Raw genomic sequence first — 25,960 nt, 5'->3', positions numbered from 1 at the left:
CGTAAGCACGATCGACTCGTCTCCCAGGGACAAGGTAATGCGCCGCGCCGCGGGGTCCCACTCGACCGATGCCTGCAGCGCCTCGCCAAGGAAGCGAAACGGCACCATCGTCCGTCCTCCCGTGACCGTCGGCGCCGCGTCGAGCGTTCGCTCCTCGCCGCCGATCACCGCTCTCTTGCTATCGATTTGCAGCTTAATATATACCGACGGCACCGTCGGCGGCCCCTCTAGCGCGGAGGGGTCGATCCACCCGCTCGGCTCCGTCTGGGGAAGCGCCGCCGGCGATTGCGCGTCCTGCTTCTCCGGTTCGACGCTCCACTGCTCCGTATAGGTCGGGGTTGACCACGCTTCCGTGTAGTCCGCAGACGACCACGGCTCGGCTGCCCCGGCCGGAGCCGCGAACGCCAACGTCAGCGCCGGCACCGCAAACATCCACTTCTTCTTCTGGAAATGCTTCCCCATCCGTCTCGCCCTCCCGATCCTCATTCCGCCGCTCGGACGCCGAGCGAATATTCGAACCAAATTTTCGTTTGTCCCGTGTAGCCTTGCTGGTACCGAACGCTGACGATGCCGTCCTTCTTCGGAATCATGACCCAATCTACGTCGTTCGGACCTCCCTGCAGAATGAGCGCTCGGGACTGGCCGATCACTTCGTCCTTCTCGGCGGGCCGCCATGTGCCCGCGACGACCGGGTTTCCGGCAGTGGCGATGGCGTAGGTGCCGTCCGCGTCGACGATGAGCCGTCCCATGAGCATCCCGCCCTGCAAACCGTCCATCCGCAGCTCCCATCGACCGAGGAAGGGGGCGAGCGCCTCCGGCACTTCCGGCGTCTCCGGCTGCTCCGGCTGCGGCTCCTCCGGCTCCTCCGGCGGCGGATCACTCGGCTGCGGCGACTTCGGCTCCCCCGCCCCCACGATCGTAATCGCCTGGGTTGCGCTCTCGAAGTTCACTTGATACCCGAAGAACTCGCCGACGAACCGCAGCGGAACGAGCGTCGTGCCGTTGAGTACCATGGGCGGGAAGTCGAGCTGCATCCGTCCGCCGTTCCATACCGCCTCGTTCCGGCCCACCCACAGCTCCGCTTTCTTTCCATTCCCCTCAAGCGTCACCTTCTGCTCCTTGTCGGACCACGAGACCTCCGTCTGCAGCGCCTCGCCGATGAAGCGCAGCGGAATCATCGCCCGGCCGTTGATCGTGAAGGGCGGAACGCTCAGCTCCGTCTCCGCGCCGCGCACGACCGCCTTCGAGCTGCCGATCTGCATCGTAATCGTATGCTTCGGGTCGGGAATAGGCCCGGCCGGAGGCGGCGTTGTCGGCTCCGGCTCCGCAGGCTTGGGTTCCGCAGGCTGGGGAGTCCCCGGCTTAGGGTCGCTCCATAGCTCCTCCGACCACAATCCCGATCCGGAGCCCCCTCCCTGCTGAGCGCCCCCGTCGGACGCCCCGTCGTCTTGCCACCAATCCCAATCCGAGGTTGAACTCTCGCCGCCCGGCGCCTCGTCCTCCTCCGTCCACAAATCCGTCGACCACTGCTCGGCGGCGTGCGCGCCTGTAGCATAAAGCAGAACGCCCGCCGTCAAAACCTTGACGAATAGAAGCCTTTGCCCCATGTTCATGTCAGATCACGTCCCTCCCGATTTCCTATACTTCTATCAAACCATGGGCTCCTTACAAAAATCTTACACTTCATAGCCGTTATAAATAAAACCCTAGGAGCGCATTCTTTTCGGGCGGCTCTCAAACTGCGGCGGTCTCTCCTCTCAGCTGTATGTCGGCCCCGCGTTGACTTCGGGCCATAAAAAAAATACAGAGCGACGGGTTTGAGTTCACCGTGCTCTGTATCCATAATCAAATACTATATTCGTCTTTCGGCTTTCACCCGTTTCCCGTCGCGATCGGGCGCGAGTCATCGCTTATCCAATCGCTCCAGCTGCCCGCGTACAGTTTTACGTTCGTAAAGCCGACTTCCCGCAGCGCCAGCACGTTCGGGCAAGCCGTCACGCCGGAACCGCAATACACGATAATCTCCTCCGCGCCCTGCAGCGGCTCGAAGCGCTGCATCTGCTCCTTCACCGTACGAAAGCGGCCTTCGGCGTCGAGATTCGCCTTCCAGAACGAATGACGCGCGCCCGGAATGTGGCCCGCCACCTTGTCGATCGGCTCCGAGAGGCCCCGGTAACGAGACTCCTCCCGGGAATCGAGCAGCACGACGCGGCCGGCGGAGATCGCGTCGCGCCTCGCGGCGATGTCGTCCGCCGTGACGACCCAATCGGCGCGCACCCGCGGTTCGAATCGCCCGGCTTCTTCGGGCAGCGGCTCGACGCCGCTCGCGGTCGGATACCCGGCCCGCTTCCACGCGGCGAAGCCGCCGTCGAGCACATACGCCTCGTCATGACCCAGATAGGCGAGCAGCCACCACAGCCGGGACGCCATCGCGCCGCCTTGATCGTCGTACGCGACGACGCAGCGGCCGTTCGAGACGCCGATGCGCTCCAAGACCCGAGCGAGCGCGTCGACCTCCGGCAGCGGATGCCGGCCGCCGGCGCCGTCCTCGCGCTTCGGCGCGGAGAGATCCTTTTCCAAATCTAAGTAGTAGGCGCCCGGGATGTGTTCCGTCGCATAAGCGTCGAATCCCGATTGCGGCTGTCCCAAAGCGAAACGGCAATCGACGAACGTCGCCTCGCGTCCTTCCCACTTCGCGTACCCCTTCGCGGGGCTAACGACATGTCGCATCCACTACACCCTTTCGTCAAGCGCTTTCTGCTATAGTAACAGATAGGCTGCCGCCATGAGAAGAGTCGTCCGCGGATTATAATAAAACTGTAATATTCTGATAATGAAGGAGCGCTGCCCGCCATGCCCCCTCCCCCTGACCCGAATTACGCGCTCGAGCCGTTGCGCGAAGCGGACGCCGCCGCGATTTGCGGCTGGCGGTATCCCGCCCCCTATGACATCTATCAATGGCCCGATTGGGAGCGAGCCGTCGCCGAAGGGCGCGACTTCGCCGATCCGGCATTGCGCGCCAAACATTATCGGGCCGTCCGGCGGGAGGGGGACTTCGTCGGCTTTGTGCAATGGCTGCCGATGGTCGACGAGGCCGGCGGGGCCGTCATCCGCCTCGGGCTCGGCTTGCGCCCGGACTTGTGCGGCGCCGGTCGGGGCGCCGGCTTCGCGGCGTTCCTCGCGCGCGAAACCGCGCGCCTTCATCCCGGCGCCCGGATCGAACTCGAGGTCGCGGCGGGCAACGTGCGCGCGCGGAAGGCGTACGAGCGCGCCGGTTTTGCCGTAACGGACGAATACGCGCTGCCCGTGCGCGGGCAAGAGCTCCTTCCGGTCTGCAGCATGACCTGGCGCGGCGAAGGCGGCGCACCCTAAATCTACCATGCCGCCGGCGAAGGCCGACTCTACAAGATTCGTCGAATGCTGCCGATATTTAACGTAGATTCTTTCATCGTGTCGGAAGTTACGATAATATAAGAGAATAGCTGTACATATGGTAGAGGAGCGTGTCTTGACATGGAGAAGTCAACGTTTATAGGCCTGCTATTGGCGATCGTCTCGGTATTCGTCGGGATGGCGCTCAAGGGCGCGCCGCTTTCCAACCTGGTCAATATCCCGGCATATTTGATCATATTCGGCGGGACGGCGTCGACGATCATCATCGCGTTCCCGATGTCCGAGCTCAAGCGCGTGCCGAAGCTGTTCAAGATCGCGTTCCTGGGTCAGAAGCAAATCGGCAAGACGGAAATCATTCGGATGTTCATGGAGTGGGCGACGATCACGCGCCGCGAAGGGCTGCTCGCGCTCGAAGGCAAAGTCGACGAAATCGAAGAGCCGTTCCTCCGCAACGGCATGCGGATGATTATCGACGGCAACGATCAGGATTTCGTGCACGACGTCCTGATGGAAGAAGTGCATGCGATCGAGGAACGCCATAAGTCGGGCGCGCTGATCTTTACGCAAGCCGGCACCTACGCGCCGACGCTCGGCGTGCTCGGGGCCGTCGTCGGGCTCGTCGCGGCGCTCGGCAACTTGTCCGATATCGAGAAGCTCGGCCACTCGATCGCCGCGGCGTTCATCGCGACGCTGCTCGGTATTTTCACCGGCTACGTGCTGTGGCACCCGATGGCCAATAAGCTCAAGCGCTTCTCCAAGCAGGAAATCGAGCTGAAGACGATGATGGTCGAGGGGCTCCTCTCGATCCAATCCGGCGTCTCCACCGTAGCCATCAGCCAGAAGCTATCCGTCTACCTCACTCCGACGGAGCGGGCGGCGGAGCAGAAGGGAGAAGCGGCCGGTGAGCAAAAAACAGCGCAAGCATGATCACGAAGAGCATATCGACGAATCGTGGCTGATCCCGTACGCCGACTTGCTCACGCTACTTCTCGCGTTGTTCATCGTCTTGTTCGCGTCCAGCCAGATCGACCAGAAGAAATTCGAGCAGATCAAGATGTCGTTCCAGGCGGCGCTGGCCGGCGGCCCGAGCTTCATGGAGAACGTCTCCCCGGTGCCGAGCAACGACAGCGTCGGCGTCGACAACAAAGGCAAAGAAGAGCAAGACGAGCAGAGCCAGCAGGAGCTGGAGCAGCAGCAGCGCGAAACCGAGCAGCTCATGGAGCTCAAGCGCAAGATCGACCGCTTCATCGAAGAGAACGGCCTGACGACGCAGCTCGAGACGAAGCTCGATAACCAGCAGCTGAAAATTACGATCAGCGACAACACGCTGTTCGCCTCCGGCAGCGCTCAGCTGAAGCCCGAATCTAGGGCGCTTGCGGCGACGATCTCCCAGCTGCTCGAGCAATATCGAGACTACGAGGTAGTCGTGGCGGGGCATACCGACAATGTCCCGATCAACACGTCGCAATTCCCGTCCAACTTTCACCTCAGCGCTGAGCGAGCGCTCTCGTTCATGGCGGTGCTGCTGGAAAATCCGAACGTCGGGGAAGAACGGTTTTCGAGCGTCGGGTACGGCGAGCATAAGCCGGTCGCCACGAACGATACGGCGGAGGGCCGAGCGGAAAACCGACGAGTCGAGGTGTCGATCGTCCGAAACATCCAATAGCGTCGCCCCGAGCCCCGCGCGAGCGGGGCTTTTGTGTCGGCGGACGCGGCTGTGGTATCATAGGAGCGATGCAAACTTTTTCTGAAAAAGGTGTGAAATCCGCATGGATCAAGCGAATCAATCGAATAAACCGTATCGCGTGCTGCTTTACTATAAATACGTTACGATCGAAAATCCCGAGGAGTACGCGAAGGAGCACCTCGCCTTTTGCAAAGCGCTCGAGCTGAAGGGGCGCATTCTCGTCGCGAGGGAAGGGATTAACGGCACCGTCTCCGGCACCGTGGAGCAAACGCAGGCGTACATGGAGCATATGCATGCCGACCCGCGGTTTTCCGATATGGTGTTCAAGGTCGACGAAGCGGACGGGCACGCGTTCAAGAAGATGTTCGTTCGGCCGCGTTCGGAGCTCGTCACGTTCCGGCTCGAGGACGATATTAACCCGAACGAGCTGACCGGACGGAAACTGAAGCCGAAAGAATTTATGGAGGCGCTGCAGCAGGAGGACGTTATCGTCCTCGACGGCCGCAACGACTACGAATACGACGTCGGGCATTTCCGCGGCGCGATCCGCCCCGAGGTGGAGTCGTTCCGCGAGTTTCCGGAGTGGATTCGGAACAACCTGTCGCAATACAAGGATAAGAAGATCCTGACGTATTGCACGGGCGGCATTCGCTGCGAGAAGCTTTCCGGCTTCCTGCTGCGGGAAGGGTTCCAAGACGTGAGCCAGTTGGAAGGCGGCGTCGTGACGTACGGGAAAGACCCCGAAGTGAAGGGTCGGCTGTGGGACGGCAAGCTGTACGTGTTCGACGAGCGGATCACCGTGCCGGTCAATCAGACGGAAGAGCAAACGGTCGTCGGCAAATGTCTCCACTGCGGAACGCCGTCGGAGAAATATATTAACTGTACGTACGATTTCTGCCATCACCATCACATTGTGTGCGACGCATGCGAGGAGGCCAAATCCGGCTATTGCTCCGAAGCGTGCGAAGAGAAGGACGCGGCGCTGCAAGCGTCCCGCGCGAACTGACGGGACGGGGTTGCTTCGAGAGGCTGTACGCCTCTTGTCGCAGCCCCGTTTTCGCGTTTCGCAGGGCGCGCGGGATTTTACACCGCGTTGACGTTTCCGTCGCGAGGTTGTGATAGAATGCTTCCGAGAGGAAGGGATCGTATCGGTGAAAACGAGATCGGGATGGTGGCCGTCGTTCTGGACCGCCTTGAAGCTGGGGCTTCTGTCGTTCGGCGGACCGACGGCGCATATCGGTTATTTCCGAGAGGAATACGTGAAGAAGAAGAAATGGCTGGACGAAGAGAGCTTCGCCGATTTGGTGGCGCTGTGCCAGCTGCTGCCGGGGCCGGCCAGCAGCCAGGTCGGCATCGCGATCGGCTGGCTCCGCGCCGGCTGGCTCGGTTCGATCGCCGCATGGCTCGGCTTTACGCTGCCGTCGGCGGCGATCATGGCGGCGTTCGCGTACGCGTACAGATCGGTGCCGGGTCTCGCTTCGGCGGGCTGGATGCAGGGGCTCGAGCTGGCCGCGACGGCGATCGTCGCGTCGGCGGTGCTCGGCATGGCGCGCACGCTCGCCCCGGATAGGCCGCGGGCGACGCTGCTCGTCGCGACGGCGGCCGCCGTCCTGCTGCTCCCTTACGCCTGGGTGCAAGCGGCCGCGATCGTCGCGGCCGGCGCGGTCGGATGGGCGTTGCAACGCCGGAGCACGGCGGCGGAGCACGCGCAAGCGAACGAATCCGCCGCGACCCCGTCGCCGATTGCGCCGACCGGCCGCAAGACGGGAGCGGCGCTCCTTGTCGGATTCGGCGCCCTGCTGATCGGGCTGCCGCTCGCTCGCGAAGCCGGCGCGCTATCCCCGCTCTTCTCGCTCTTCGAGAGCTTCTACCGCGCCGGCGCGCTCGTCTTCGGCGGCGGCCATGTCGTCATGCCGCTCCTCGAACGCGAAGTCGTGCCGAACGGCTGGGCGACGCCCGACGCGTTCGCCGCCGGCTACGCGGCTACGCAGGCGATGCCCGGACCGCTCTTCACGTTCGCCTCGTACCTCGGCGCGTCCGCTTACGGCTGGCTCGGCGCGGCGATCGCGACGGCCGCGGTGTTCCTGCCGGGCTATCTGCTCGTGCTCGGCGCGCTGCCGTTCTGGCAATCGCTCCGCCGTACGAAGGCGGTCGCGCAAGCCGCTTACGGCATTAACGCCGCAGTCGTCGGCCTGCTGCTCGCGGCGCTGTTCGACCCGCTCTTCCTGGGCGCGGTTCGGACGCCGGTCGACTTCGCGGTCGCATCTTCGTTGTTCGTCTTCATCGTCTTTTGGAAGCTGCCGCCCTGGGCGCTCGTCGCGATCGCGGCCGCGACCGGCGCTGCCGTCTATGGCTGGTAGCCGCCAACCTGACCGCCTGACCGCCCGTCCGTCGGACGGTTCGGCCGAGCCGGCGTTACGGCATCCCGCCGCCGGAGGCGCCGAACGTATCCATGAATTGAATGAGCACCGGGCCGAGCAGCACGATGAACAGGCATGGGAATACGAATAAGACAAGCGGGAACAGCATCTTGATCGGCGCTTTCATCGCCGCTTCCTCCGCCCGCTGCTTTCGGCGGTCGCGCAGCTCGGCCGATTGGACGCGGAGCACCTGTACGAGGCCGATGCCGAGCTTCTCTGCCTGCAGAATGCTGCTGACCAGCGTACGCATCTCGTCGAGCCCCACCCGCTCCCGCAGCCCGAGCAGCGCTTCCCGGCGCGTGCGTCCGAGTCGAATTTCCTCGAGGCAACGGTAAAACTCGTCGGCGAGCACCCCGCTCTTCTTGGAGACGAGCTTGCCGAGCGCCGCATCGAAGCCGAGCCCGGCCTCGAGGCTGACCGTCAATAAATCCAAGACGTCCGGCAGCTCGCGAAGCGCCTGCTTCGCGCGCTTCTTCGCCTTTCCCCCGAGGTACAGGTAGGGCAGCCGCCAAGCGGCAAGCGCGCCGAGCATCGTCAGCAGCGCCGTCGTTCCGAACCCGCCTCGCAGTAAAAACCACGCATAGGCGCCGGTCAGTCCCGGCACCGCGACCATCGCCGCGAGCTGCAGCAGCCGGAATTCGACCGGCGTCATCTGCATCGGTCGTCCCGCCCGCAATAGCAGCGTCTCGAGCCGCTCCTGCTTTCGCTCGTCCATCCGCCTGCGGAACCGGCGCCGAAGCCGCAAGCCCGCTCCGTGCAGCAGCCGGCGGATCGGCCCGGGGCCGCGCGCTTCGTCCGCCGGCGCGGGCTCGGCGGCCGGCCCGTCGAGCGAGAGGCGCGACAGCCGCTGCTTCACGCGTTGTTTCCGCTCATGAGGCACCAAATACAGTCCGTATATCGTCAACGTCACCGTCACGAATAACGCCGCGCACAACATCGCCATCGCTCTACACCTCGATCGTAGTCACCTTACGAATTAATACGAAGCCGATCGTACCGGACAAGAAACCGGCCGCCAGCAACGCGATGCCGACCGGATGATGGAACAGCGTTTCGATGTGCTTGGGCTCCATCAAATAAATCAACACCCCGAGTCCGAACGGCAGCGAGCCGATGACGAGCCCGGACAGCTTGCCTTGCGCGGTCAACGTCTTCAGCTGCCGCTGAATTTTATTGCGGTCGCGGATCGTGCCGACGATCGTTTCCAGGATGACGGCCAAGTTGCCGCCGACCTGCTTTTGAATCAAGATCGCCTGAATCATCAGCTCCAAATCCTCGCTCGGCATCCGCTCCTTCAGCGACTGGAACGCCGTCTCCATCGAATGCCCGTATTGCATCTCCTTCAGCACCGTATCCATCTCGGAGCGAATCGGCTCGTCCATCTCGTCGACGACGGTCTTGAGCGATTGCGCCAAGCTGAAGCCCGCCCGCAGGCTGCCGATCATCGTGGACAGCATATCCGGCAGCTCGTCGTTGAACGCGCGCAGCCGGTCGCCCTGCTTCTTGCGAAGCCACCACGGCGGCAGCGCATAGCCGAGCGCGCCGCCGATGACGGCGAACACCCAATGCGACAACAGCGCCGCGCCGAGCCCGGCGGTCAAGGCGGCGATGATCCAATGAAACATCACGAACTCCTCGGGCCGCAGCGGCAAGCCCGCGCGGAGCAGCGCCCGTTCGAGCCGCGCGTTGTTTTGCTTCGTCAGCACCCGCTCGCGCACCGCGCGTTTGTAGCTTTGGAGACGCACGAAGAGATCGAAACGCCGCCGGTCGAGCGGCTTCTTCGCGTCGGAAGCCGTCTGCAAATACGCCTTCATACGCTTTTGCAGCCGGCGGTCCGATAGCAGCACCGACTGAAACAGAAACAGAAACAAGAAGAAGGCCGTCAGCGAAAACAGCAGCACCGTCGCGCCGAAGACGAACGTCATGCGCCCCACTCCTCTCGGTCGATAAAGACGGTCGGCGGAATATAGATGCCGGACGTCTCCAGCCGCTCGTAAAACTTCGGCCGCACGCCGGTCGGCGTCAGCTTCCCGATCATGCGCCCGCTCGCGTCCATGCCCTGCTGCTCGTAGACGAAGATGTCCTGCAGCACGATCGTATCGCCTTCCATCCCCTGCACCTCGGTGATGTGGGTAATTTTCCGGGATCCGTCCTTCAGGCGCGACTGCTGTATGATGAGGTCGATCGCGCCGGCGATCTGCTCGCGGATCGCCTTCACCGGCAGCTCGATGCCCGCCATCAGCACCATCGTTTCCAGACGCGACAGCATGTCCCGAGGGCTGTTCGAGTGGCCGGTGGCGAGCGAGCCGTCGTGGCCCGTATTCATCGCCTGCAGCATATCGAGCGCTTCCCCGCCTCGCACCTCGCCGATAACGATTCGTTCGGGGCGCATCCGCAGCGAATTGCGGACGAGGTCGCGGATCGTTATCGCGCCCTTGCCTTCGATGTTCGGCGGCCTCGACTCCAGCGAGACGACATGCTCCTGCCAAAGCTTCAGCTCCGCGGCGTCCTCGATCGTCACGATGCGTTCGTCGCTCGGAATGCAGGCGGACAGCACGTTCAGCGTCGTCGTCTTCCCGGAGCCGGTGCCCCCGCTGACGAAGATGTTCAGCCGCGCCTTCACGCAGGCGTCCAAGAACGAAGCCATCTCCGCGGATAACGTGCCGAAGCCGACCAAGTCCTCCATGGTGAACGGATCCTGCGAAAACTTACGGATCGTAATCGTCGGCCCGTTCAGCGCCAGCGGCGGAATGATGACGTTCACGCGGGAGCCGTCGGGCAAGCGCGCGTCGACCATCGGACTCGACTCGTCGATGCGGCGGCCGATCGGCGCCACGATGCGCTCCACGACGCTCATGACGTGCTCGTTGTCGCGGAAGGCGACGCCGGTCAGCTCCAGCTTGCCGTTCCGCTCGACGTACACCTGCTCCGGCCCGTTCACCATGACCTCGCTCACGTCGGGATCGAGCAGGAGCGGGTTGATCGGCCCGTAGCCCGTCAAGTCGTTGGCCAGCTCGTCGACGACCTTCTTCCGGTCGATCGAGCCGCGGAACGTCTCGTCGTCTTTAATAATTTCGATCGCCATCGCGTCCAGCTTCGGAAGCAGCTCCTCGACGGTAGCCTGCTGGAGCTCCTCGAGAATTTGCTTATGCAGCCGGTTCTTCAGCTCCTGGTGCTTATTTACCTTCGGCTGCGCCTCCTTCCCCCGGGGAAGCCGAGCCGAAGCGTCGGCGCCGCGCAGCTCGCGGAACGTCGCCACCAAATCCTTCTTCGGCGCGCGCGCGTTTTCCGCCGTCTCGGCCGCTTCCGGGGCGTCCGCCGTCGGCGGCCCGTCCGCGCGCCTCGCTTGAATGCGGTCAAGCAGGCTCATGCAGCGTTCTCCTCCTCCCGTACGAAGCTCGCATGCGCTCAAGCGTTATTGGAGCTTCGGCTTCGAAAACAACGACTGAAACAAGGACGGCGTCTTCGGCTTGAACAGCGAAATTTCCCGCCGCGACACAAGCTGGTCCGCCATCCGGAACACCGCCTTCGCGACGTCCGTCTTCCCTTGGCCGACGACGAACGGAATGCCGACATTGAGCGATTGCGAGACGATCTGGAACTGGTTCGGAATATACATGCCGACCTCCGCCCCGAGAATGTCCGGCACGTCGCTCGCCGAGATGACGCTTTCCATGTTCGCCCGGTTCACGACGAGCTGCGCCTTCTCGCGCATGCCGAGCAGGTCGAGCGTCTCCAGCAGCAGCTTCGTGTTTTTCATCGTCGCCATTTCCAAATTCGTCAGCACGATCACCTGATCCGCCTTCTCGACGAGATGCAGGTTTTTCTCCTGCAATCCGACGCCGGTATCGACAAGCACGTAATCGTGCTGCGCCAGCATCAGGTCGCAAATCGTCTGAAGCGCCTCCGGCGTTACCAAATCCGCGTATTCCGGACGCTCCGGGCCCGCCAGCACCCGCACGCCGCTCGGATGATGCATGAGAAAGCTGCTTAACCCGAACGCGTCGAGCGTGTCCATCGACTCGACGACATCCTTCATCGTAAACGTCGGATGCAGGTCGAGCGCAAGGCAGACGTCCCCGAATTGCAAGCTTCCGTCGATGACGCCGACCTTAATGTTGCTTTTTGATAAGGCGACCGCCAAATTCGTCGTCACGACCGTTCGTCCGACGCCGCCCTTCGCGCTGCAGACGGCGATCATCTCCCCGCGAAAGCCCGTGCCCTTGATCGGTTCCGCTCCCATCTGCGCTCCTCCTCTCCGCTCGCTATTCCGCCGCCGGCGCGGCCCCGTCCGAAGCCGAAGCTTCGCGGTTCACCCGGCTATGCAGCGTAAACTGAATGTTGCCGTTCTCGTCCGCGTTGACGAGCCGCACTGCCTGATCCCGGTCGAGCTCGAGCGTCACCGAGCTGTACTCGACATACAGATCGCCCTCGTCGCTCTCGATCATGCGCCGCCCGACGGCGAGCACGCGGATGCCCTCGTACAACAACTCCGTCGTCATCTTGTTGTCCGGACCGGGACGGCTGGCAAGCACGTCCACGACGTCCTCCGGCTCGATCAGGTTGGATACCGTCTGCACGAAGTTCACCCCTACGGATACCGCCCGTTTGCCTTCCGCCACCTTGCGGGAGACGAACAGCGCTTCGTCCTTCTCGTCCTTCAGCCGGTGCGAGAGGATGGGCTCGCCGGCCGCGATGTTCGCGTCCGCCAGCTTCCCTTGCGCGAGGGCCGGATCCGTCAAGGCGCTCTCGTGCAGCCCGAGCTGCGGCACGCGAGCCGTCGTCAGCTGCTCCCGGCCGATGCGCTCGTTGCGCGCGATCGGCTCCGCGGCGACGACGACGTCGACGAGCGCCTCGGTGACGGCGGCCTCCGCTTGAAACCGGCTCATGTATTTGTAAAACAGCACCGTGGTCGCCATGCCCATCACGATCGCGAGCGCCAATACGAGTTTCGTTCGCATGCTTGCCTTCACCTACTCCGTCAGTCTGATCGCGAACGCGCCTTTGTCCGCCGCCTCTTGCCGGGCGAAGCCGGTGCCGGCGCGTTGAATGAATTTTCCGGTGATGTACGTGTCGTGCGGGTCCATCGGCTTCGTGACGTAAAAGTAAGCGAAGCCGGTAATTTCGACGGCCTTCAATTGCTTCGATTCATAACTATGAGGGCGGTAGACGGGCACGAGCAGGATACGCGGGCAATCGCGATGAAACATCTCGCCCTCCGGATACGGGCAGTTCGTCAGCCGCTCCGCGATGCTGCTGCGGGTTTTCCCGGCGATGTTGCCGGTTTGAGTTTCGAGGACGTCGTTCAATCCGAGCCAGCCTTGATACCCGTACCGCAAATTATCTTCATAGGTCGCCGCCCCCGGACCGCCGAGCGCCAAGACGCCGAAATAACCCGTCTCCGACATCGTGTTATCCACCTTCAATCGGTATTCCACGCCGTACGCGAGCGGGATGCTCTCGTCGATGCCGAGCGGCGCCGCCCCGATCGCCGACCCCATCCGGCCGAGCTCCGCGATCGCGGCTACCGACACGGGCGCGGCATCGAAGCCGAAGATGCCCGCGAAGCCGAGCGGCACCTCGGCCGTTAAGCCGACGTACACGCGGTCCTGCATCGACACCTCCAGCCGATCCATGTGCGCGTGCTCCCCGTGCCGATGCAACACCGTCTCGGCGACCGCCTCGACCGCCGCCTCGCTCGTCGTAAGCTCTTGCGCCGCGGACAGCGCGGCGGCATTCGCCGCCTTCTGCATCTGCGCCCGCGTCGCCATGAGCAGGCCCCCGTCGATCACGAGGCCGGCGAAGGCGAGCAGCGCGACCATCGACAGGGACACCAGGGCGATGACATTGCCCCGTTCGTCCCGCGCCAACGCGGGCAGCCGCTGGCGCCAACCGTCATTCCGTTCCATGCGAACTCTCCTCCCGCGGGCTTACTCCCCGCCTCATTCCACTCGAATGGTGGACGTTGCGCTGACGTTCGCGACCGTCGACAGCAGCTCGTTCGCCAGCGGCGTTACGAACGCGAACGGCTGCTCCAGCGTAACGGTGACGTAATCGCCCGAGTCGCGCGACGCGTCGCCCGGCTCGATCGTCACGGTCAGCGCCGAAGCGCCGCCGGTGCCGAAGTGGGCGGCCGCGAACGTTCGAAGCTCCTCGTCGGATCGGCCGAGTCCGCCGAGCCGCACCGTCTCCTGCGCCGTTAGCTGCAGCGAGAGATGCGCGTAAAAGTATCGCCCCAAATCCAAAATGCCGAAGACGAGCAGCAGCAAGAGCGGCGCGACTAAGGCGAATTCCGTAAGCGACTGCCCGCGCTCGTCGCGCAGCCAGCGCAGATGCGTCCTCATCCTTGCACGACCCCTCTCCAAAACAACGCCGCCAGCGCCCCGCAAGCGATGGCGATGCCGTACGGCATCGTCGCATGCAGCGCGCCGCCGTGCCGCGGCACGCGGAGATTCGATCCGGGCCGCCAAGAGATGACGGTATACGCCGCATAGAGGAGAAATCGCCTGAACGCCGGCCGCGGCAAGAGGAAGACGACGGAGAGCAGAAAGCCCGTCAGCGCCATATAAATCGCTGCGTCCGCCGCGAAGGCCGCCCCCTTCAGCGCGCCGACGACGGCCAGCAGCTTCACGTCGCCCGCCCCCATACCGCCCATCAGGTACGGGATAAGCAAAAGCGACAGGCCGGCGAACAGGCCGAGCATCGACAGCCCCGCGGCCGCCCACCCGCCCGTCGCGAGATGCCCCGCGACCGCCAGCGCCAGGGCGGGAAACACGACGACGTTATAGATTTTCCTCCGGGCCGCGTCCGTCGCGGCGCATACGAGAAGAACGCCGATCAAGACGAAATCCGTCCAATTCCATTCCATCCCGCATCCCCCTTAGCGAAAAAACAGGGCCCGCGCCTCATACGCCGACCCCGCTCCTGAACCAATATAATAGCGCTCTGCTTTACGTCGTCGGCTCCGTCGGCGTCCCGCGGCTGCGGATATCGGTAAGCGCCTGATTGAAGATCGCCGTAATTTCGTTCCGGAACGCCGCGATCAGCCCGACGACCGCCACCGCGATGATGCCGAGCACGAGACCGTACTCCGTCAACCCTTGCCCCTGCTCGTCCGTAAGCAACGCCTTAAATTTGTTCATCATGTGGATCGTCTCCTTCGCCTCGATGGGCTGTAAATTGGAATTCAAGCCGGTGACCTTGCGCGATCCGCGTCTCGCGGACGCGCCCCGCCGGCAGCTCGACGACCGAGCGGGCTTGTTTGACGACGCTGCCGAGCCGGTTCGGCCGCAGCGCCTCGTCGATGCCGACGACGGTTCCCGCCGCGTCCAAGTAGAGGACGTCGATCGGGTACTTCATGAAAAACGTGTGCACCGAACGGCAGGGCGTAATATGGAGCGCGCGATCGGCCTTCGGCGACGCCGTGAACATCCAACCCCGGAGCCTCGCGAAGAAGGTCGAAGCTTCGTCCACGCGCCCGGCGATTAACGTTCCCGTGTCCCGATCCCGCAATTCCAGCAAACCGTTCACCTCCGGCAATGAAAATAACCCTGCCTTTCCGTACCGAAAGGAGGGTTGTGCTATGCGCGTATCGACGCGCTTCCGCAACAAATCTCCCTGATCTTTCGGTAACTGGCTGGCATAACGGCGAGAACGTGGTTCGTCCCGCGCGCCTTAGCCCCTGTAGCTTTGCGCCGCTGATTTTCATCAGCTTTGCCTTTATCGAGATTCAGCGAAACTTGTCTGAATCTGGCGACATCCTCATCATAGCCGGGACTCTTCTTCGCCCGCTATATGCCTGAATGTTTATTTTTCCAACGAAGCGCAACAAGCGGAACGAACTACGCCGGAACGAAGACGGCGGCGAAGGCTAGTCGAATCGAGGTGGGCCCTAGAGCCTACTCGTCCGACGTTTCCCTTCGCCGCCGCCGTTTCGTGCGTCGCGAGTCATATAATTACTTACATATCTTAGAAGTACCAACCACTAATACTCGATCTTGTCCACAGCCTCCGCCCATGCGTCGAAAGGCGCACGGTACTCGTTCGGCGTGATGCGCGTCATCGGCAGCCGGCGCCCCTCCAGCGGCTTCGCGAGCTCCTCGTAGATGAATTGATCGTCGAAGGCGATCGCCGCCGCTTCCTCCTTCGTACAAGCGAAGTATACCGCCCTCGGCCGCGCCCAGTAGATCGCGCCGATGCACATCGGGCACGGCTCGCAGCTCGTATACAAATCGCAATCCGACAATTGGAACGTGCCCAGCGTTCGGCACGCTGCCCGGATCGCCTGCACTTCCGCGTGCGCCGTCGGATCCGACTTCTTCGTCACCTCGTTCACGCCGGATGCCACGATGCGGCCGTCCTTGACGATAACCGCACCGAACGGGCCGCCGTTGCCGGTCTCGACGTTGCGCAGCGCGAGCCGAATCGCCTCTTCCATAAATCGTTCCTGCTCCGTACCCATCGAATTCCTCCTGTGCCGCCGTTTGCGCAGCAGGCGTCAGCCGGCGTCAGTCGGCGATCGGAAGCCGAATGTCCACGGTCGTCCCGACGGACTCCTCGCTTTCGATCGTCATGCGCCCGCCATGCTGCTCGATAATATTATAACTGATCATGAGACCGAGGCCGGTGCCGTTCTCTTTCGTCGTATAGAACGCTTGTCCAAGGCGCGTCAACTCCTCCCGAGGGATGCCGATGCCTTGATCGGAAATGCGGATATGTACGTCCCCTCCCGTCCGTTCGAGCCGAATCGTGACGACGCCCCCGTTCGGCATCGCTTCCACTGCATTTTTCAATACGTTAAGGAACACCTGCTTCATTTTCGTCTCTTCGCAGCGCACCGCGATCCCCTCGGTGTCCGGCTCCCGTTCGAACGCGATCTCCACGTTGTGAAGAATCGCTTGCGTATTCACGAGCGTCAAGATGCTTTCCAGCAGCGTCGCTACGTTCTTGTCGGTGACGTCGAGCGCCTGGGGCTTGCCGAGCAGCAGCAGCTCGCTTGCGATGACGTGGATGCGGTCCAGCTCGGAGAGCATAATTTCCGTGTAGGCCGACGGCTTCTGTTCATGCGCAAGCTGCACGAAGCCTCTCAGGCTGGTTAGCGGATTCCGAATTTCGTGCGCGATGCCGGCGGCGAGTTCGCCGACGACGGCCAGCTTGTCCGACTGCTGGAGCAGCTCCTGGTTCCGTTTCGTCTCCGAGATGTCCTTTAGAATGCCGTACACGCCTACGATCCGACTGCCGGACAGCACCGGTACGTAGGACACCTCGACGTCGACCCGCGCGCCGTCCTTGCGCACGCAGACCGCGTCGAAGTGCTGCGGCCTCCCCTCGACCGCCAGCGCGAACGCCGCTTGCGCCGTCGCGCGCATATCCGTCGGGAACCACAACAGGTACGTAGCGCCGTGCGCTTCGTGCCGGGCATACCCGGTAAGCCGCTCTTGCGCTTCGTTCATGTCCGTCTGCAAGCCTTGAAGCGAGTATAAACTCACGGCCTCCCGAGTAAATCGCATCATTCCGCGCTCGGCCGATCGCTTGTCCCGGCGCAGTTTCCTGATTTGCAGCCCGAGCGCCAAGAAAATCGCAGCGTTCGATGCCCATATCCATACTTGAAGGGGGTGTCCTGTTAACGCCTCGCTCATCCAGCCGTCGATCGCGATGGCGACGACGGCTGCGATCGCGAACGCGATACCCGCTGGTTTCATTATGCCTCACCCGCTCCCGTATTTAGCCCCGAACATGAAAAAAGACCCAACTCTCCCGTGTTTTGCGGAAAAGCCAGGTCATGGAGAGACATCATCCGTAGATGCTTCCCCCATTTACCGAACGCTATTTGAGCTGAAAGCAGACCATACTTTCGTCTTCAAGGAAGTTCCAATCGATAAACACATTGTCGAGCGGCCCGCCAAGCACCCTGGAAAACATCGGACTTTGTTGAAAATGTTGCTTCTCCAGTTCGTCCTTCGCGAGCCGCAGCTCCCGATCGAATCCCCGTCCTAGCAGCGCCTTCTCGATAGGAATCAAGATGCCCAGCTTCATGACGACGATAAGCTTCGGAGAAATTTGATGAATGTCCAGATGATCGGGCACTCGTTGTACATAGGCGCTGATCCGATTGATCTCTTCCCGGAAAGCGTCTATGTCGATCTTCTGCGGAATGGCGGCCGGATGCGTTCGTACGAACGGCAGCTCCTGCTCGAACATCGCAACGATGACGCCGGCGTTGTTCGCGTAGTTCCAGTCGTGGTAAAATCGTTCCACCTCTACCCCAAGAGACACGCTGATTACCCCGCGCAACTCGGGAAGCATGGAGGATACGATAATCGACCGGGTCCGGTCTACGCTGTCTTCCTTATCGTGCTGCAGCAGCACTTCTTCCATCGGCGACAAAAAACCCTTGATCGTAATGACCAAAAACCGGCTCGCAGCCGAGGCGAAGCAAGATTCGGGCCCGCGCCCGAACTTCTGCCGCAGCAGCTTGCTCGCGTAACTGCTAATTTTCTTTAATTCTTCTTGTATCATCATGTCTGTTCGCGTCACCGAATCCTGTTGGTTTGATCCATCATCGGTAGAATCAGCGACTTCCATGACGCCAATCATATTCAGTTTACCATACTTCTCCGAATCGGGGAAGCCGCGGTCGCCGGATCGGCCCCGCGCCGGCGAAAATCTTTTGCGTCTCACCATCGCAATACCGCCCCTTCGATTCTCTTGACGCCCCGGATCGCGGCCAGTTCTTCCGCCAGTCGGAAGCAAGCCAAGTCTTTGCGCTTCGCCTCGACCATGACGTCGATGCGCGGCAGCCCCGCGTCCCTGCAGCCTTTCAGGAATGCCGCTACGGGCCCCGCTTCGACGTCGTCGGCATGCGCGCGAAACTCCTTCTCGGATTTCGGCGACGAGACGTGAATCTTCATCGGCCGTTCCCCCCATGTCGCCGAGATGCGCGGCAACAGCTCGAGCGGCGGCGAAGAGGACGGATTGCAGCGATCGTGATGCAAATCGCACATCATCGGCAGCCCCGCCCGCTCGCACACCGCGAGCGTCTCCTCTAGCGTATACGTCTTATCGTCGTTCTCGAACGTGAGCCGCGCCCGTACGCGCTCCGGCACGAGCGGCAGCCGCTCGTGGAGCCGCTCGATCGCGGACTCCTTGTCCCCGTAAACCCCGCCGATGTGAATATTCACCGGATGTTCGGGCCCGAGTCCCATGCCTTCGAGAATGTCGGTATGATACTCCAAATCGCGAATCGCCGCTTCCGCGATCGTCTCGCTGCCGTTCAGCAGCGTAAATTGATTCGGGTGCATCGACAGGCGCATGTCGTGCGCGCGGGCGAACGCCCCGAGCTCCGCGAGAAGGCTGCCGTACGTCTCCCGCACGTCAAGCCCGACGTCCGGATGCGTCGACAGCGGCACCAGCGCCGAGCTGAGCCGGAACAGCCGCACGCCGTGGGCGGCGTTATAGTACAAAATGCGCCGCGTCGCCTCCAGGTTGCCTCGGCCCACCTCGATCATCCGCTGCATCGCCTCGTCCCGCGGCAGCTCCCGGAACCGCTTATACGTAAAGCTCGAGCTCGGCGTATTGCCGTAAATCGCGAGCGCCGTCGAGACGTACCCTAGACGAATTTCCATGCGTCTCTCCGCCTTTCCCCCGACGTCCCTCCTTATACGATACCCAATTACCTGCAATTCACCCAATGCAAAGAAGCCGCCCTGCAGCGGAGATGCATGCTGCGGGACGGCTTCGGCGGGACGGCGCGATCAGGCGTAGTACGGGGAAATCATCAGGTACACGATCACGCCGGTGAGGCTGACGTACAGCCAGATCGGCATCGTCCAACGGGCGATTTTCCGATGCTTCGCCGTTTGGTTGTTGAGGCCGCGCGCGGTGGTCACGAGCGCGAGCGGCACGATGGCGATCGCAAGCAGGATGTGCGTGATCAAGATGAAAAAATAGACGTATCGGATGACGCCTTCGCCGCCGTACGCCGTCGACTCGGTCGCCCAGTGGTACGTCACGTACGACAGCAGAAACAGCGTCGTCGAAACGAAGGCCGCGAAGATAAAGTTTCGATGCAGCTTGACGTTGCGTTGCTTGATGAAAATGAGCGCCGCCGTCAGAAACACGAAGGTGAAGCTGTTAAATACCGCGTTCAGCAGCGGCAAGATCGTCCAATCGACATGATCGAGCCCTTCGGCCTCCGGCAAAAAAAACAAGATTGCCACGAGCGCGTTAATCGCGATCGACAGCGTTACGATCAAGGGAGTAAAATTCCGTTCTTTGGTCGGCGTCACGACGGATCCCGTCCTTCGTTCTGGAATAGCCTGCTACCCCCATCATAATGAAAACGAACCGAACAACGCAAACGCTGGAGGCCGTTGTAACGGAACCTTCACAATTGCGCCAGCCCGCGCGCGCCGTTACGCCGGCGCCGCGGTCGCGGACGGAGCCGCGGTGCCTATGATCGGCGCCGCCCCGCCCTGCTGCAGCTGGTACATCTGCCAGTACTTGCCGCCCAGCGCCATCAGCTCGTCGTGCGAGCCGCGCTCGACGACCTCGCCCCGATCGAGCACGAGGATCAGATCGGCGCTCTTGATCGTGGACAGCCGGTGCGCGATGACGAACGTCGTTCGCCCTTGCTTCACGACGTCGAGCGCGTCCTGAATGACCGCTTCCGTCTCGGTATCGATATTGGACGTCGCTTCGTCCAAAATAAGAATCGCCGGATCGAAGGCCAGCGCTCTGGCGAACGAGATAAGCTGTCGCTGCCCGGCGGAGAGCGTGCTCCCCTTCTCGATAACGGGCTCGTCGACGCCTTTCGCGAGCGCCGCCAGCATCCGCTCGCCGCCGACGTCCTTCAGCGCCTTCTCGATGCGCTCGCGGGGGATCGACGGGTCGCCGAGCGAGACGTTCGTCGCGATCGTACCCGTAAACAGGAACGGGTCCTGCAGCACGATGCCCATGTGGCGGCGGATCGTCTGCCGCGGCAGCGTGCCGATGTCGACGCCGTCGACCGTAATGCGTCCGGCGTCGACGTCGTAGAATCGAAACAGCAAATTCAAGATCGAGCTCTTGCCCGAGCCGGTATGGCCGACGAGCGCGACCGTCTGCCCTTGCTTCGCCTCGAAGGTGATGCCTTTCAGAACCGGCTCGCCTTCCTTATACGAGAACCAGACGTCTTCGAAGCGCACGTCGCCGCGGTAACGCGGCATCGCTTCGTCCGCGACGTCCTCGCCGGCTTCGTCGAGCAGCACGAACACCCGCTCCGCGCTGACGAGCGCCTGCTCGAGGTTCGGCAGCTGATTGACGATGTTGACGACCGGCTGGAACATGCGGTTCAGGTAATCGACGAACGCGTAGAGCACGCCAACCGAGACGACGCCCTCGATGCCGCTCACGGAGATGCCGCCGAAATACCAAATCATCGCGATGAACGCGACGTTCCGGAACACGCTGACCAAGTTATGCGAGGTCAGGGAGTTCAGCCGCAGCATCTTGTTGCGGTAGTCGAAATACCGCGTGTTCATCGCCTCGAACTCTTCTTCCGTTCGCTTCTCGCGGCGGAACGCCTGTATGATCGGCATGCCCTGAATCGACTCGTTGATCATGCCGTTCATCTCGCTGAGCGTCGAGCGAATAATCCGGTTGTATCCGGCGGCGTACCTCCGATAGACGATGATCCAAAGCACGAGCAGCGGAAGCACCAGCGTACATGCGAGCGCCAGCCGCGCATCGAGGAAAAACATCGCGCCGAGGATGGCGAGAATGTACAGCGTCCCGGAGAAGAAATTCGCGAGCACCGTCACGTAAAGCTCCTTAATCGCTTCGGTGTCGTTCGTAATGCGCGAGACGACCTTGCCGGCCGGTAAATTGTCGAAGTACCGGATCGGCAGCCGGTTAATATGCGCGAACACGTCGTCGCGCATCTTGCGGATGATCCGGTTGGCCGACGCCTGCAAATAATACCGCTGGCCCCAGCTAAAGCCCGCCGAGACGAGCAACAGCGCTAAATACAGCCAGCTCAGCTCCAAAATGCCCGCGATTTCGGGCCGGTAGAACGCGAAGATTTGCTCGTTCGTCAGCGCGACCGAATCGACGTACACCCGCCGCGTGTCGCCCTCTCTGACCTCCAGCCAGCCTTCCGGCGTCAGCCTGCGCTCGCCGTCCGCGTCGACCGCGCCCGGCACGAAGACGAAGCCGCGCCCGACCTGCAGGACGCGGGCCTCTTCCCCGCGCGCCTCGCCCGCCGCGAACCGATCGGCGCGCTTCCACAGCGCCCCGCCGAACGATACGGTCGCGTCGTCGGCCGCCGCCGCGCGGTACCACGGCTGCTCGATGCCCGCGATGTGCACGTCGATCATTCGCTTGGCGATGAACGGGCCGACGAGCTCGGTGCCGATCGCGACGAGGAGCATCGCGAGGGCGAAGAGAATCGTTTTCTTATAGATCATTGCGTATTGCCAAAGCCGCTTGCCCGGTTTCGCGCGCTTCACCGCTTCCCGGTCGAGCTGCTCCCACTCGAAATCTTCTTCTTGCATGATCGCGGATCCCTCCCGCTTTCCTTAAGTTTATCCCGTCCCGGCCCCGGCGCTCCGACGTTAGACGATCGCGTCCGTCGACTGCGCCTGCTGCCGTTCGAATTGTTCTTTATACCAGCCGCCCTTCGCGAGCAGCTGCTCGTGGGTGCCTTCCTCGACGATGCGCCCGTCGTCCAGCACGATAATATGATCGGCGTGCTGCACCGCCGAGATGCGATGCGTCACGATGAGCGTCGTCTTGCCCTCGCGGGAGCGCCGCACGTTGCCGATGATTTCGGCTTCCGTCTTCGCGTCGACGGCCGACAGCGCATCGTCGAGAATCAAAATTTGCGGATCGGCGAGCAGCGCCCGCGCGATCGATACCCGCTGCTTCTGACCCCCGGACAGCGCGACCCCCTTCTCTCCGACGAGCGTCGCGATCTTGTTCGGCAAAAACTCCAAATCCTTCTTGAACGCGGAGAGCTCGATCGCTTCCTCCAGCCGGTCGACGCCGTCCTCTCCCTTGGAGTACAGGATGTTTTCGCGCACCGTGCGGGAGAACAGGAACGGGCTCTGCGGCACGTAGCCGATCCAACGCTTCAAATCGTCGTACGCCAGCTTGTCGATCGGCACGCCGCCGATCGTAATTTCTCCCTCGCCGACCGGGTATTCCCGCAGCAGCTGCTTGACGAGCGTCGTCTTGCCGCTGCCGGTCCGCCCGACGATGCCGAGCGTCCGGCCGGGCTGGACCTCGACGTTCACCCGATCGAGGTTGACCGTCTCCGACGTCGGGTAGCGGAACGTCACGTCGCGGAATCGAATCGCGCCCGCCCGCGCCGCACGGATCGGCTCCGCCGGCTCCTCGACGTCGGGCGCGTACGACAGCGTCTCGTTGACGCGGTCGAGCGAAGCGTTCCCTCGCTGCATAATGTTGATCAGCTCGCCGATCGCGAACATCGGCCAAATCAGCATGCCGAGGTAGACGTTGAACGTGACGAGGGCGCCTACCGTCAATTCGTTATGGAACACGAGATACGCGCCGTACCCGATGCCGATCAGGTAGCTTGCGCCGACCACGATTTTGATCGTCGGTTCGAACAGGGCGTCGATGCGCGCGACGGCGATATTTTTTTCGAGCACGTCTCCCGTAACGTCCCCGAACCGGCGTTCGGCGGCGCGCTCCTGCACGAACGCGCGGATGACGCGGACCCCGGAGATCGTCTCGAGCACGCCGTCGTTCATATCGCCGAAAGCGTCCTGCGCCGCCTTGAAGCGGGTATGAATCCATTTTCCGTACACCTGAATGCAAACCGCCAGCACGGGCAGCGGCAAAATCGCCGCGAGCGTCAGCTTCCACGAGACGAGCGTCGTCATCACGACGATCAGCGTCAGCATCCACACCGTCGAGTCGACGAGCGTAAGGATGCCTAATCCGGCCGTCATCGAGACGTCTTTGAGGTCGTTCGTCGCGCGCGCCATCAAGTCGCCGGTTCGGTTTTTTTCGTAAAACGTAGGCGTCATCTTCAGCAGATGCCGCATCAGCCGCGACCGGAGCAGCCGCTCCACGACGAAGGCGCCGCCGAACAGCTTCGACATCCATATGTACGTGACCGCGTACACGGCGACCGCGATCCCCCCGAAGAGCAGGAGCGTCTCGGTTAATTTCGATGCCGTCAAGGCGCCTTGCTGAATCGCGTCGATCGCGTCTCCGACCAGCTTCGGGGGGATAATCTCCAGAATGCCTACGAAAATCAATAACGGGACGGCGATGGCATACCGCTTCCACTCCAAGCGAAAAAACCAGCCGAGCTTCCCCAATACGGACAACATGTAATCCAACTCCCCTTTCGTTTCGCGAAAAAAAAGAAGCACACCGCTTCGATTCGCTCTGCGCGGTGTGCTTCCTCCGTCTTCCCCTTGTATGGGGAAAACGAAAAAGCGCAAGCCACGATCCATCCGTGACCTGCGCTCTGAATATCCGTATCGACGTGCGGCGACGCGTTACGCCGTAGCGGCGCGCGTACCGGAGCGCGAAAGCGGAGCCTCGGAGGTCACGAATGCGTTGCGAACCGTTCCATTCCAGCCGAATCCAACCATTGCCGTCATTCCCATGTGGACGTTACGCATCGCTCGTGTCGCTCCTTTCCCGTTCGTGCTCTTATTGACATCCATTTGTTTACAAGTGGTAAATTACCATGCTCTCCGCATCGGTGTCAACTTCTTTTTTTGGGAAGCTCGTTCCCCTGTTATTGATGCTTGCCCGCGGCCGCCTGCGAGAGGTAACCCGAAATATCGATACCGAGCCCGTCGGCGACCCGCTGCCCGAGCTCCGCGTCTCCCCGGTAGAAGTTGCAAATGGCGAGCAGCCGAGTGCGTTCATGCACCGCGCCGAGCTCGTCGATCAAGTTCGCGACCAAGTTGTCTTGCTCTTCTTTCGTGAATTTCCGATACGTATATTTCACCTGCGCGAAATCGTTCGTCTTGGCGATCTTCTCCCGCCCGGCGTTCCCGGAGAGCGGCATGCTGCTGTCGCGGTATTCCGGCGCCTCCTTCGGCGTATCCGCGTGGCGGTTCGGCTCGTAGTTGATCGGCGACGGATTTTGCTTCGTCTGCATCGAGCCGTCGCGCTGATTGTTGCGCACCGTCGCGTACGGGCAATTGATCGGCAGGTTCAAATAATTGGCGCCTAGACGATACCGCTGCGTATCCGGATACGAGAACAATCGGCCTTGAAGCAGCTTATCCTCCGACGCTTCGATGCCCGGCACGAGCGCGCTCGGCGCGAACGCGACCTGCTCGACCTCCGCGAAAAAATTGTCCGGGTTGCGGTTCAGCGTCATCGTGCCGACCTTCTGCAGCGGCACGAGCTCCTCCGGCCACAGCTTCGTCGGGTCGAGCGGGTCGAAGTCGAAGCCGTCGACGTCCTCCGGCGCGACGATCTGCACGAACAAATCCCACTTCGGGAAGTTGCCCGTTTTAATATTTTCGTAGAGATCCCGCGTCGCATGGTTGAAGTCCTCGCCCTGCACCGCTTTCGCCTGCGCCCGCGTCAAATTTCGGACGCCCTGATGCGGCATCCATTTGTATTTCACGTACACGTAGTTCCCGTGCGCGTTGATCCATTTGAAAGCGTGAACGCCGTTGCCTTCCATCTCGCGATAATTCGCCGGCGTCCCGTAATCGGACATGACCCACGTCAACATATGCGTCGATTCCGGCGTCAAGCTCATGAAGTCCCAGTACCGGTCGCCCGATTGAATGTTGGTGTCCGGCGCGGGCTTGAGCGAATGCACCATGTCCGGGAACTTGATCGCGTCGCGAATAAAAAACACCGGCAAATTGTTGCCGACCAGGTCGTAGTTGCCTTCTTCCGTATAAAACTTCGTAGCGAAGCCGCGGGGATCGCGAGCCGTCTCCGGCGAGCCTTGCCCGTGAATGACCGTCGAGAAGCGAACGAACACCGGCGTTTCCGTCCCCGGCTCCTGCAGAAATTTCGCTTTCGTGTACCGCTTCATGCTGTGTTCGAGCACGAACACGCCATGGGCGCCGGCGCCCCGGGCATGGACGACCCGCTCCGGAATGCGCTCCCGGTCGAAATGGGCCAGCTTCTCGATGAGGTGATAGTCTTCCAATAACGTAGGGCCCCGCTGCCCGGCCGTGCGGGAATTTTGGTTATCGCCGACGGGGACGCCTTGATTCGTCGTCAGGTAGTTTCGATGCTGCTCGCTCATAAATCCCATCACCTCTTTAAGTTTTGTTTATTACTATATTATAATAATTCTAATATAGGTATGGTTCTAATTATATTGAGAACCGTTGTCAATTATTCATGAAGTAACAAACGGTTAACGCAGCGCATGCGGCGCTATAATTCTACTCTATGCGGCGAAGACCGCGGCCATATCCGTTCGTTTCGGATGCGGCCGCGGTCTTTCGTCGTTAGGCGTTTA

At 61.9% G+C, this 25,960-nt stretch carries 26 protein-coding genes and 1 riboswitch; of the genes, 5 read left to right on the top strand and 21 right to left on the bottom strand.

Going from position 1 to position 25,960, the window contains the following annotated elements:
- The 3 genes from VEZ38_RS19060 to VEZ38_RS19050 form a co-directional block, all read right to left on the bottom strand.
- Positions 1-462 (bottom strand): copper amine oxidase N-terminal domain-containing protein (locus VEZ38_RS19060; protein WP_324896346.1); only part of this gene is annotated, 462 nt, incomplete at its 3' end.
- Between the two features lie 20 nt (positions 463-482).
- Positions 483-1,613: a copper amine oxidase N-terminal domain-containing protein gene (locus tag VEZ38_RS19055; protein WP_324896344.1), complete on the bottom strand. Its 1,131-nt coding sequence runs from the start codon at positions 1,611-1,613 to the stop codon at positions 483-485.
- Between the two features lie 259 nt (positions 1,614-1,872).
- Positions 1,873-2,730 (bottom strand): sulfurtransferase, encoded by an 858-nt coding sequence (locus VEZ38_RS19050; RefSeq protein WP_324896342.1) that lies wholly within the window; start codon positions 2,728-2,730, stop codon positions 1,873-1,875.
- Between the two features lie 123 nt (positions 2,731-2,853).
- On the opposite strand from VEZ38_RS19050, the gene VEZ38_RS19045 reads away from it, so the two are divergent.
- From VEZ38_RS19045 to chrA, 5 genes are all read left to right on the top strand, one after another.
- Positions 2,854-3,372 (top strand): GNAT family N-acetyltransferase, encoded by a 519-nt coding sequence (locus tag VEZ38_RS19045; RefSeq protein ID WP_324896340.1) that lies wholly within the window; start codon positions 2,854-2,856, stop codon positions 3,370-3,372.
- A 141-nt stretch (positions 3,373-3,513) separates the two neighbouring features.
- Positions 3,514-4,320 (top strand): flagellar motor stator protein MotA, encoded by an 807-nt coding sequence (gene motA / locus VEZ38_RS19040; protein WP_324896338.1) that lies wholly within the window; start codon positions 3,514-3,516, stop codon positions 4,318-4,320.
- Positions 4,295-5,059 carry a flagellar motor protein MotB gene (gene motB, locus VEZ38_RS19035; RefSeq protein WP_324896336.1) on the top strand — a complete coding sequence of 255 codons (765 nt, stop codon included), beginning with the start codon at positions 4,295-4,297 and terminating at the stop codon, positions 5,057-5,059. The genes motA and motB overlap by 26 nt, the downstream gene beginning before the upstream one ends.
- 103 nt (positions 5,060-5,162) lie before the next feature.
- A complete protein-coding gene (locus VEZ38_RS19030) occupies positions 5,163-6,086 on the top strand; it encodes a rhodanese-related sulfurtransferase (protein WP_324896334.1) in 924 nt (307 codons plus the stop codon).
- A gap of 145 nt (positions 6,087-6,231) precedes the next feature.
- Positions 6,232-7,440 carry a chromate efflux transporter gene (gene chrA / locus VEZ38_RS19025; RefSeq protein ID WP_324896332.1) on the top strand — a complete coding sequence of 403 codons (1,209 nt, stop codon included), beginning with the start codon at positions 6,232-6,234 and terminating at the stop codon, positions 7,438-7,440.
- A 55-nt stretch (positions 7,441-7,495) separates the two neighbouring features.
- On the opposite strand, the gene VEZ38_RS19020 is transcribed toward chrA, so the two are convergent.
- From VEZ38_RS19020 to VEZ38_RS18935, 18 genes are all read right to left on the bottom strand, one after another.
- Positions 7,496-8,443, bottom strand: coding sequence for a type II secretion system F family protein (locus VEZ38_RS19020; protein WP_324896330.1), 948 nt, complete (start codon positions 8,441-8,443; stop codon positions 7,496-7,498).
- Positions 8,444-8,447: 4 nt separating this feature from the next.
- Complete coding sequence (locus tag VEZ38_RS19015; RefSeq protein ID WP_324896328.1) at positions 8,448-9,425, bottom strand: type II secretion system F family protein; 978 nt, start codon at positions 9,423-9,425, stop codon at positions 8,448-8,450.
- Entirely contained in the window at positions 9,422-10,870 is a 1,449-nt protein-coding gene (locus tag VEZ38_RS19010; protein ID WP_324896326.1) for a CpaF family protein, read from the bottom strand. Before VEZ38_RS19010 ends, VEZ38_RS19015 begins: the two co-directional genes overlap by 4 nt.
- Before the next feature lie 45 nt (positions 10,871-10,915).
- Positions 10,916-11,743: an AAA family ATPase gene (locus VEZ38_RS19005; protein WP_324896324.1), complete on the bottom strand. Its 828-nt coding sequence runs from the start codon at positions 11,741-11,743 to the stop codon at positions 10,916-10,918.
- A 22-nt stretch (positions 11,744-11,765) separates the two neighbouring features.
- A complete protein-coding gene (gene cpaB, locus VEZ38_RS19000) occupies positions 11,766-12,461 on the bottom strand; it encodes a Flp pilus assembly protein CpaB (protein ID WP_324896322.1) in 696 nt (231 codons plus the stop codon).
- Positions 12,462-12,473: 12 nt separating this feature from the next.
- On the bottom strand, positions 12,474-13,409 hold the full coding sequence (locus tag VEZ38_RS18995) for a pilus assembly protein TadG-related protein (protein WP_324896320.1): 936 nt from the start codon (positions 13,407-13,409) through the stop codon (positions 12,474-12,476).
- Positions 13,410-13,442: 33 nt separating this feature from the next.
- Complete coding sequence (locus VEZ38_RS18990; protein WP_324896318.1) at positions 13,443-13,844, bottom strand: TadE/TadG family type IV pilus assembly protein; 402 nt, start codon at positions 13,842-13,844, stop codon at positions 13,443-13,445.
- Entirely contained in the window at positions 13,841-14,368 is a 528-nt protein-coding gene (locus tag VEZ38_RS18985) for an A24 family peptidase (RefSeq protein WP_324896316.1), read from the bottom strand. Before VEZ38_RS18985 ends, VEZ38_RS18990 begins: the two co-directional genes overlap by 4 nt.
- 82 nt (positions 14,369-14,450) lie before the next feature.
- Positions 14,451-14,645: a Flp family type IVb pilin gene (locus VEZ38_RS18980; protein ID WP_324896314.1), complete on the bottom strand. Its 195-nt coding sequence runs from the start codon at positions 14,643-14,645 to the stop codon at positions 14,451-14,453.
- Positions 14,629-15,021, bottom strand: a complete 393-nt coding sequence (locus tag VEZ38_RS18975; RefSeq protein ID WP_324896313.1) for a DUF192 domain-containing protein — start codon at positions 15,019-15,021, stop codon at positions 14,629-14,631. Before VEZ38_RS18975 ends, VEZ38_RS18980 begins: the two co-directional genes overlap by 17 nt.
- A gap of 103 nt (positions 15,022-15,124) precedes the next feature.
- Positions 15,125-15,228, bottom strand: a riboswitch (cyclic di-GMP riboswitch).
- A 256-nt stretch (positions 15,229-15,484) separates the two neighbouring features.
- Entirely contained in the window at positions 15,485-15,961 is a 477-nt protein-coding gene (locus VEZ38_RS18970) for a nucleoside deaminase (protein ID WP_324896311.1), read from the bottom strand.
- A 46-nt stretch (positions 15,962-16,007) separates the two neighbouring features.
- Positions 16,008-17,201, bottom strand: a complete 1,194-nt coding sequence (locus VEZ38_RS18965) for an ATP-binding protein (protein WP_324896309.1) — start codon at positions 17,199-17,201, stop codon at positions 16,008-16,010.
- A gap of 124 nt (positions 17,202-17,325) precedes the next feature.
- Positions 17,326-18,021, bottom strand: coding sequence for a DUF2294 domain-containing protein (locus VEZ38_RS18960; RefSeq protein ID WP_324896307.1), 696 nt, complete (start codon positions 18,019-18,021; stop codon positions 17,326-17,328).
- Positions 18,022-18,176: 155 nt separating this feature from the next.
- Complete coding sequence (gene uvsE / locus VEZ38_RS18955) at positions 18,177-19,124, bottom strand: UV DNA damage repair endonuclease UvsE (protein ID WP_324896305.1); 948 nt, start codon at positions 19,122-19,124, stop codon at positions 18,177-18,179.
- 129 nt (positions 19,125-19,253) lie between these two features.
- Positions 19,254-19,787 carry a DUF420 domain-containing protein gene (locus tag VEZ38_RS18950; protein WP_324896303.1) on the bottom strand — a complete coding sequence of 178 codons (534 nt, stop codon included), beginning with the start codon at positions 19,785-19,787 and terminating at the stop codon, positions 19,254-19,256.
- 126 nt (positions 19,788-19,913) lie between these two features.
- Positions 19,914-21,944, bottom strand: coding sequence for an ABC transporter ATP-binding protein (locus tag VEZ38_RS18945; protein ID WP_324896350.1), 2,031 nt, complete (start codon positions 21,942-21,944; stop codon positions 19,914-19,916).
- 147 nt (positions 21,945-22,091) lie between these two features.
- Positions 22,092-23,840, bottom strand: coding sequence for an ABC transporter ATP-binding protein (locus tag VEZ38_RS18940; protein ID WP_324896300.1), 1,749 nt, complete (start codon positions 23,838-23,840; stop codon positions 22,092-22,094).
- 416 nt (positions 23,841-24,256) lie between these two features.
- Positions 24,257-25,741 (bottom strand): catalase, encoded by a 1,485-nt coding sequence (locus tag VEZ38_RS18935; protein WP_324896298.1) that lies wholly within the window; start codon positions 25,739-25,741, stop codon positions 24,257-24,259.
- Positions 25,742-25,960 lie beyond the last annotated feature (219 nt).

The sequence above is a fragment of the Paenibacillus sp. genome (genome assembly GCF_035645235.1).
Classification (GTDB): Bacteria; Bacillota; Bacilli; order Paenibacillales; family YIM-B00363; genus Paenibacillus_AE.
This window is presented reverse-complemented; position numbering and strand designations above follow the sequence as displayed.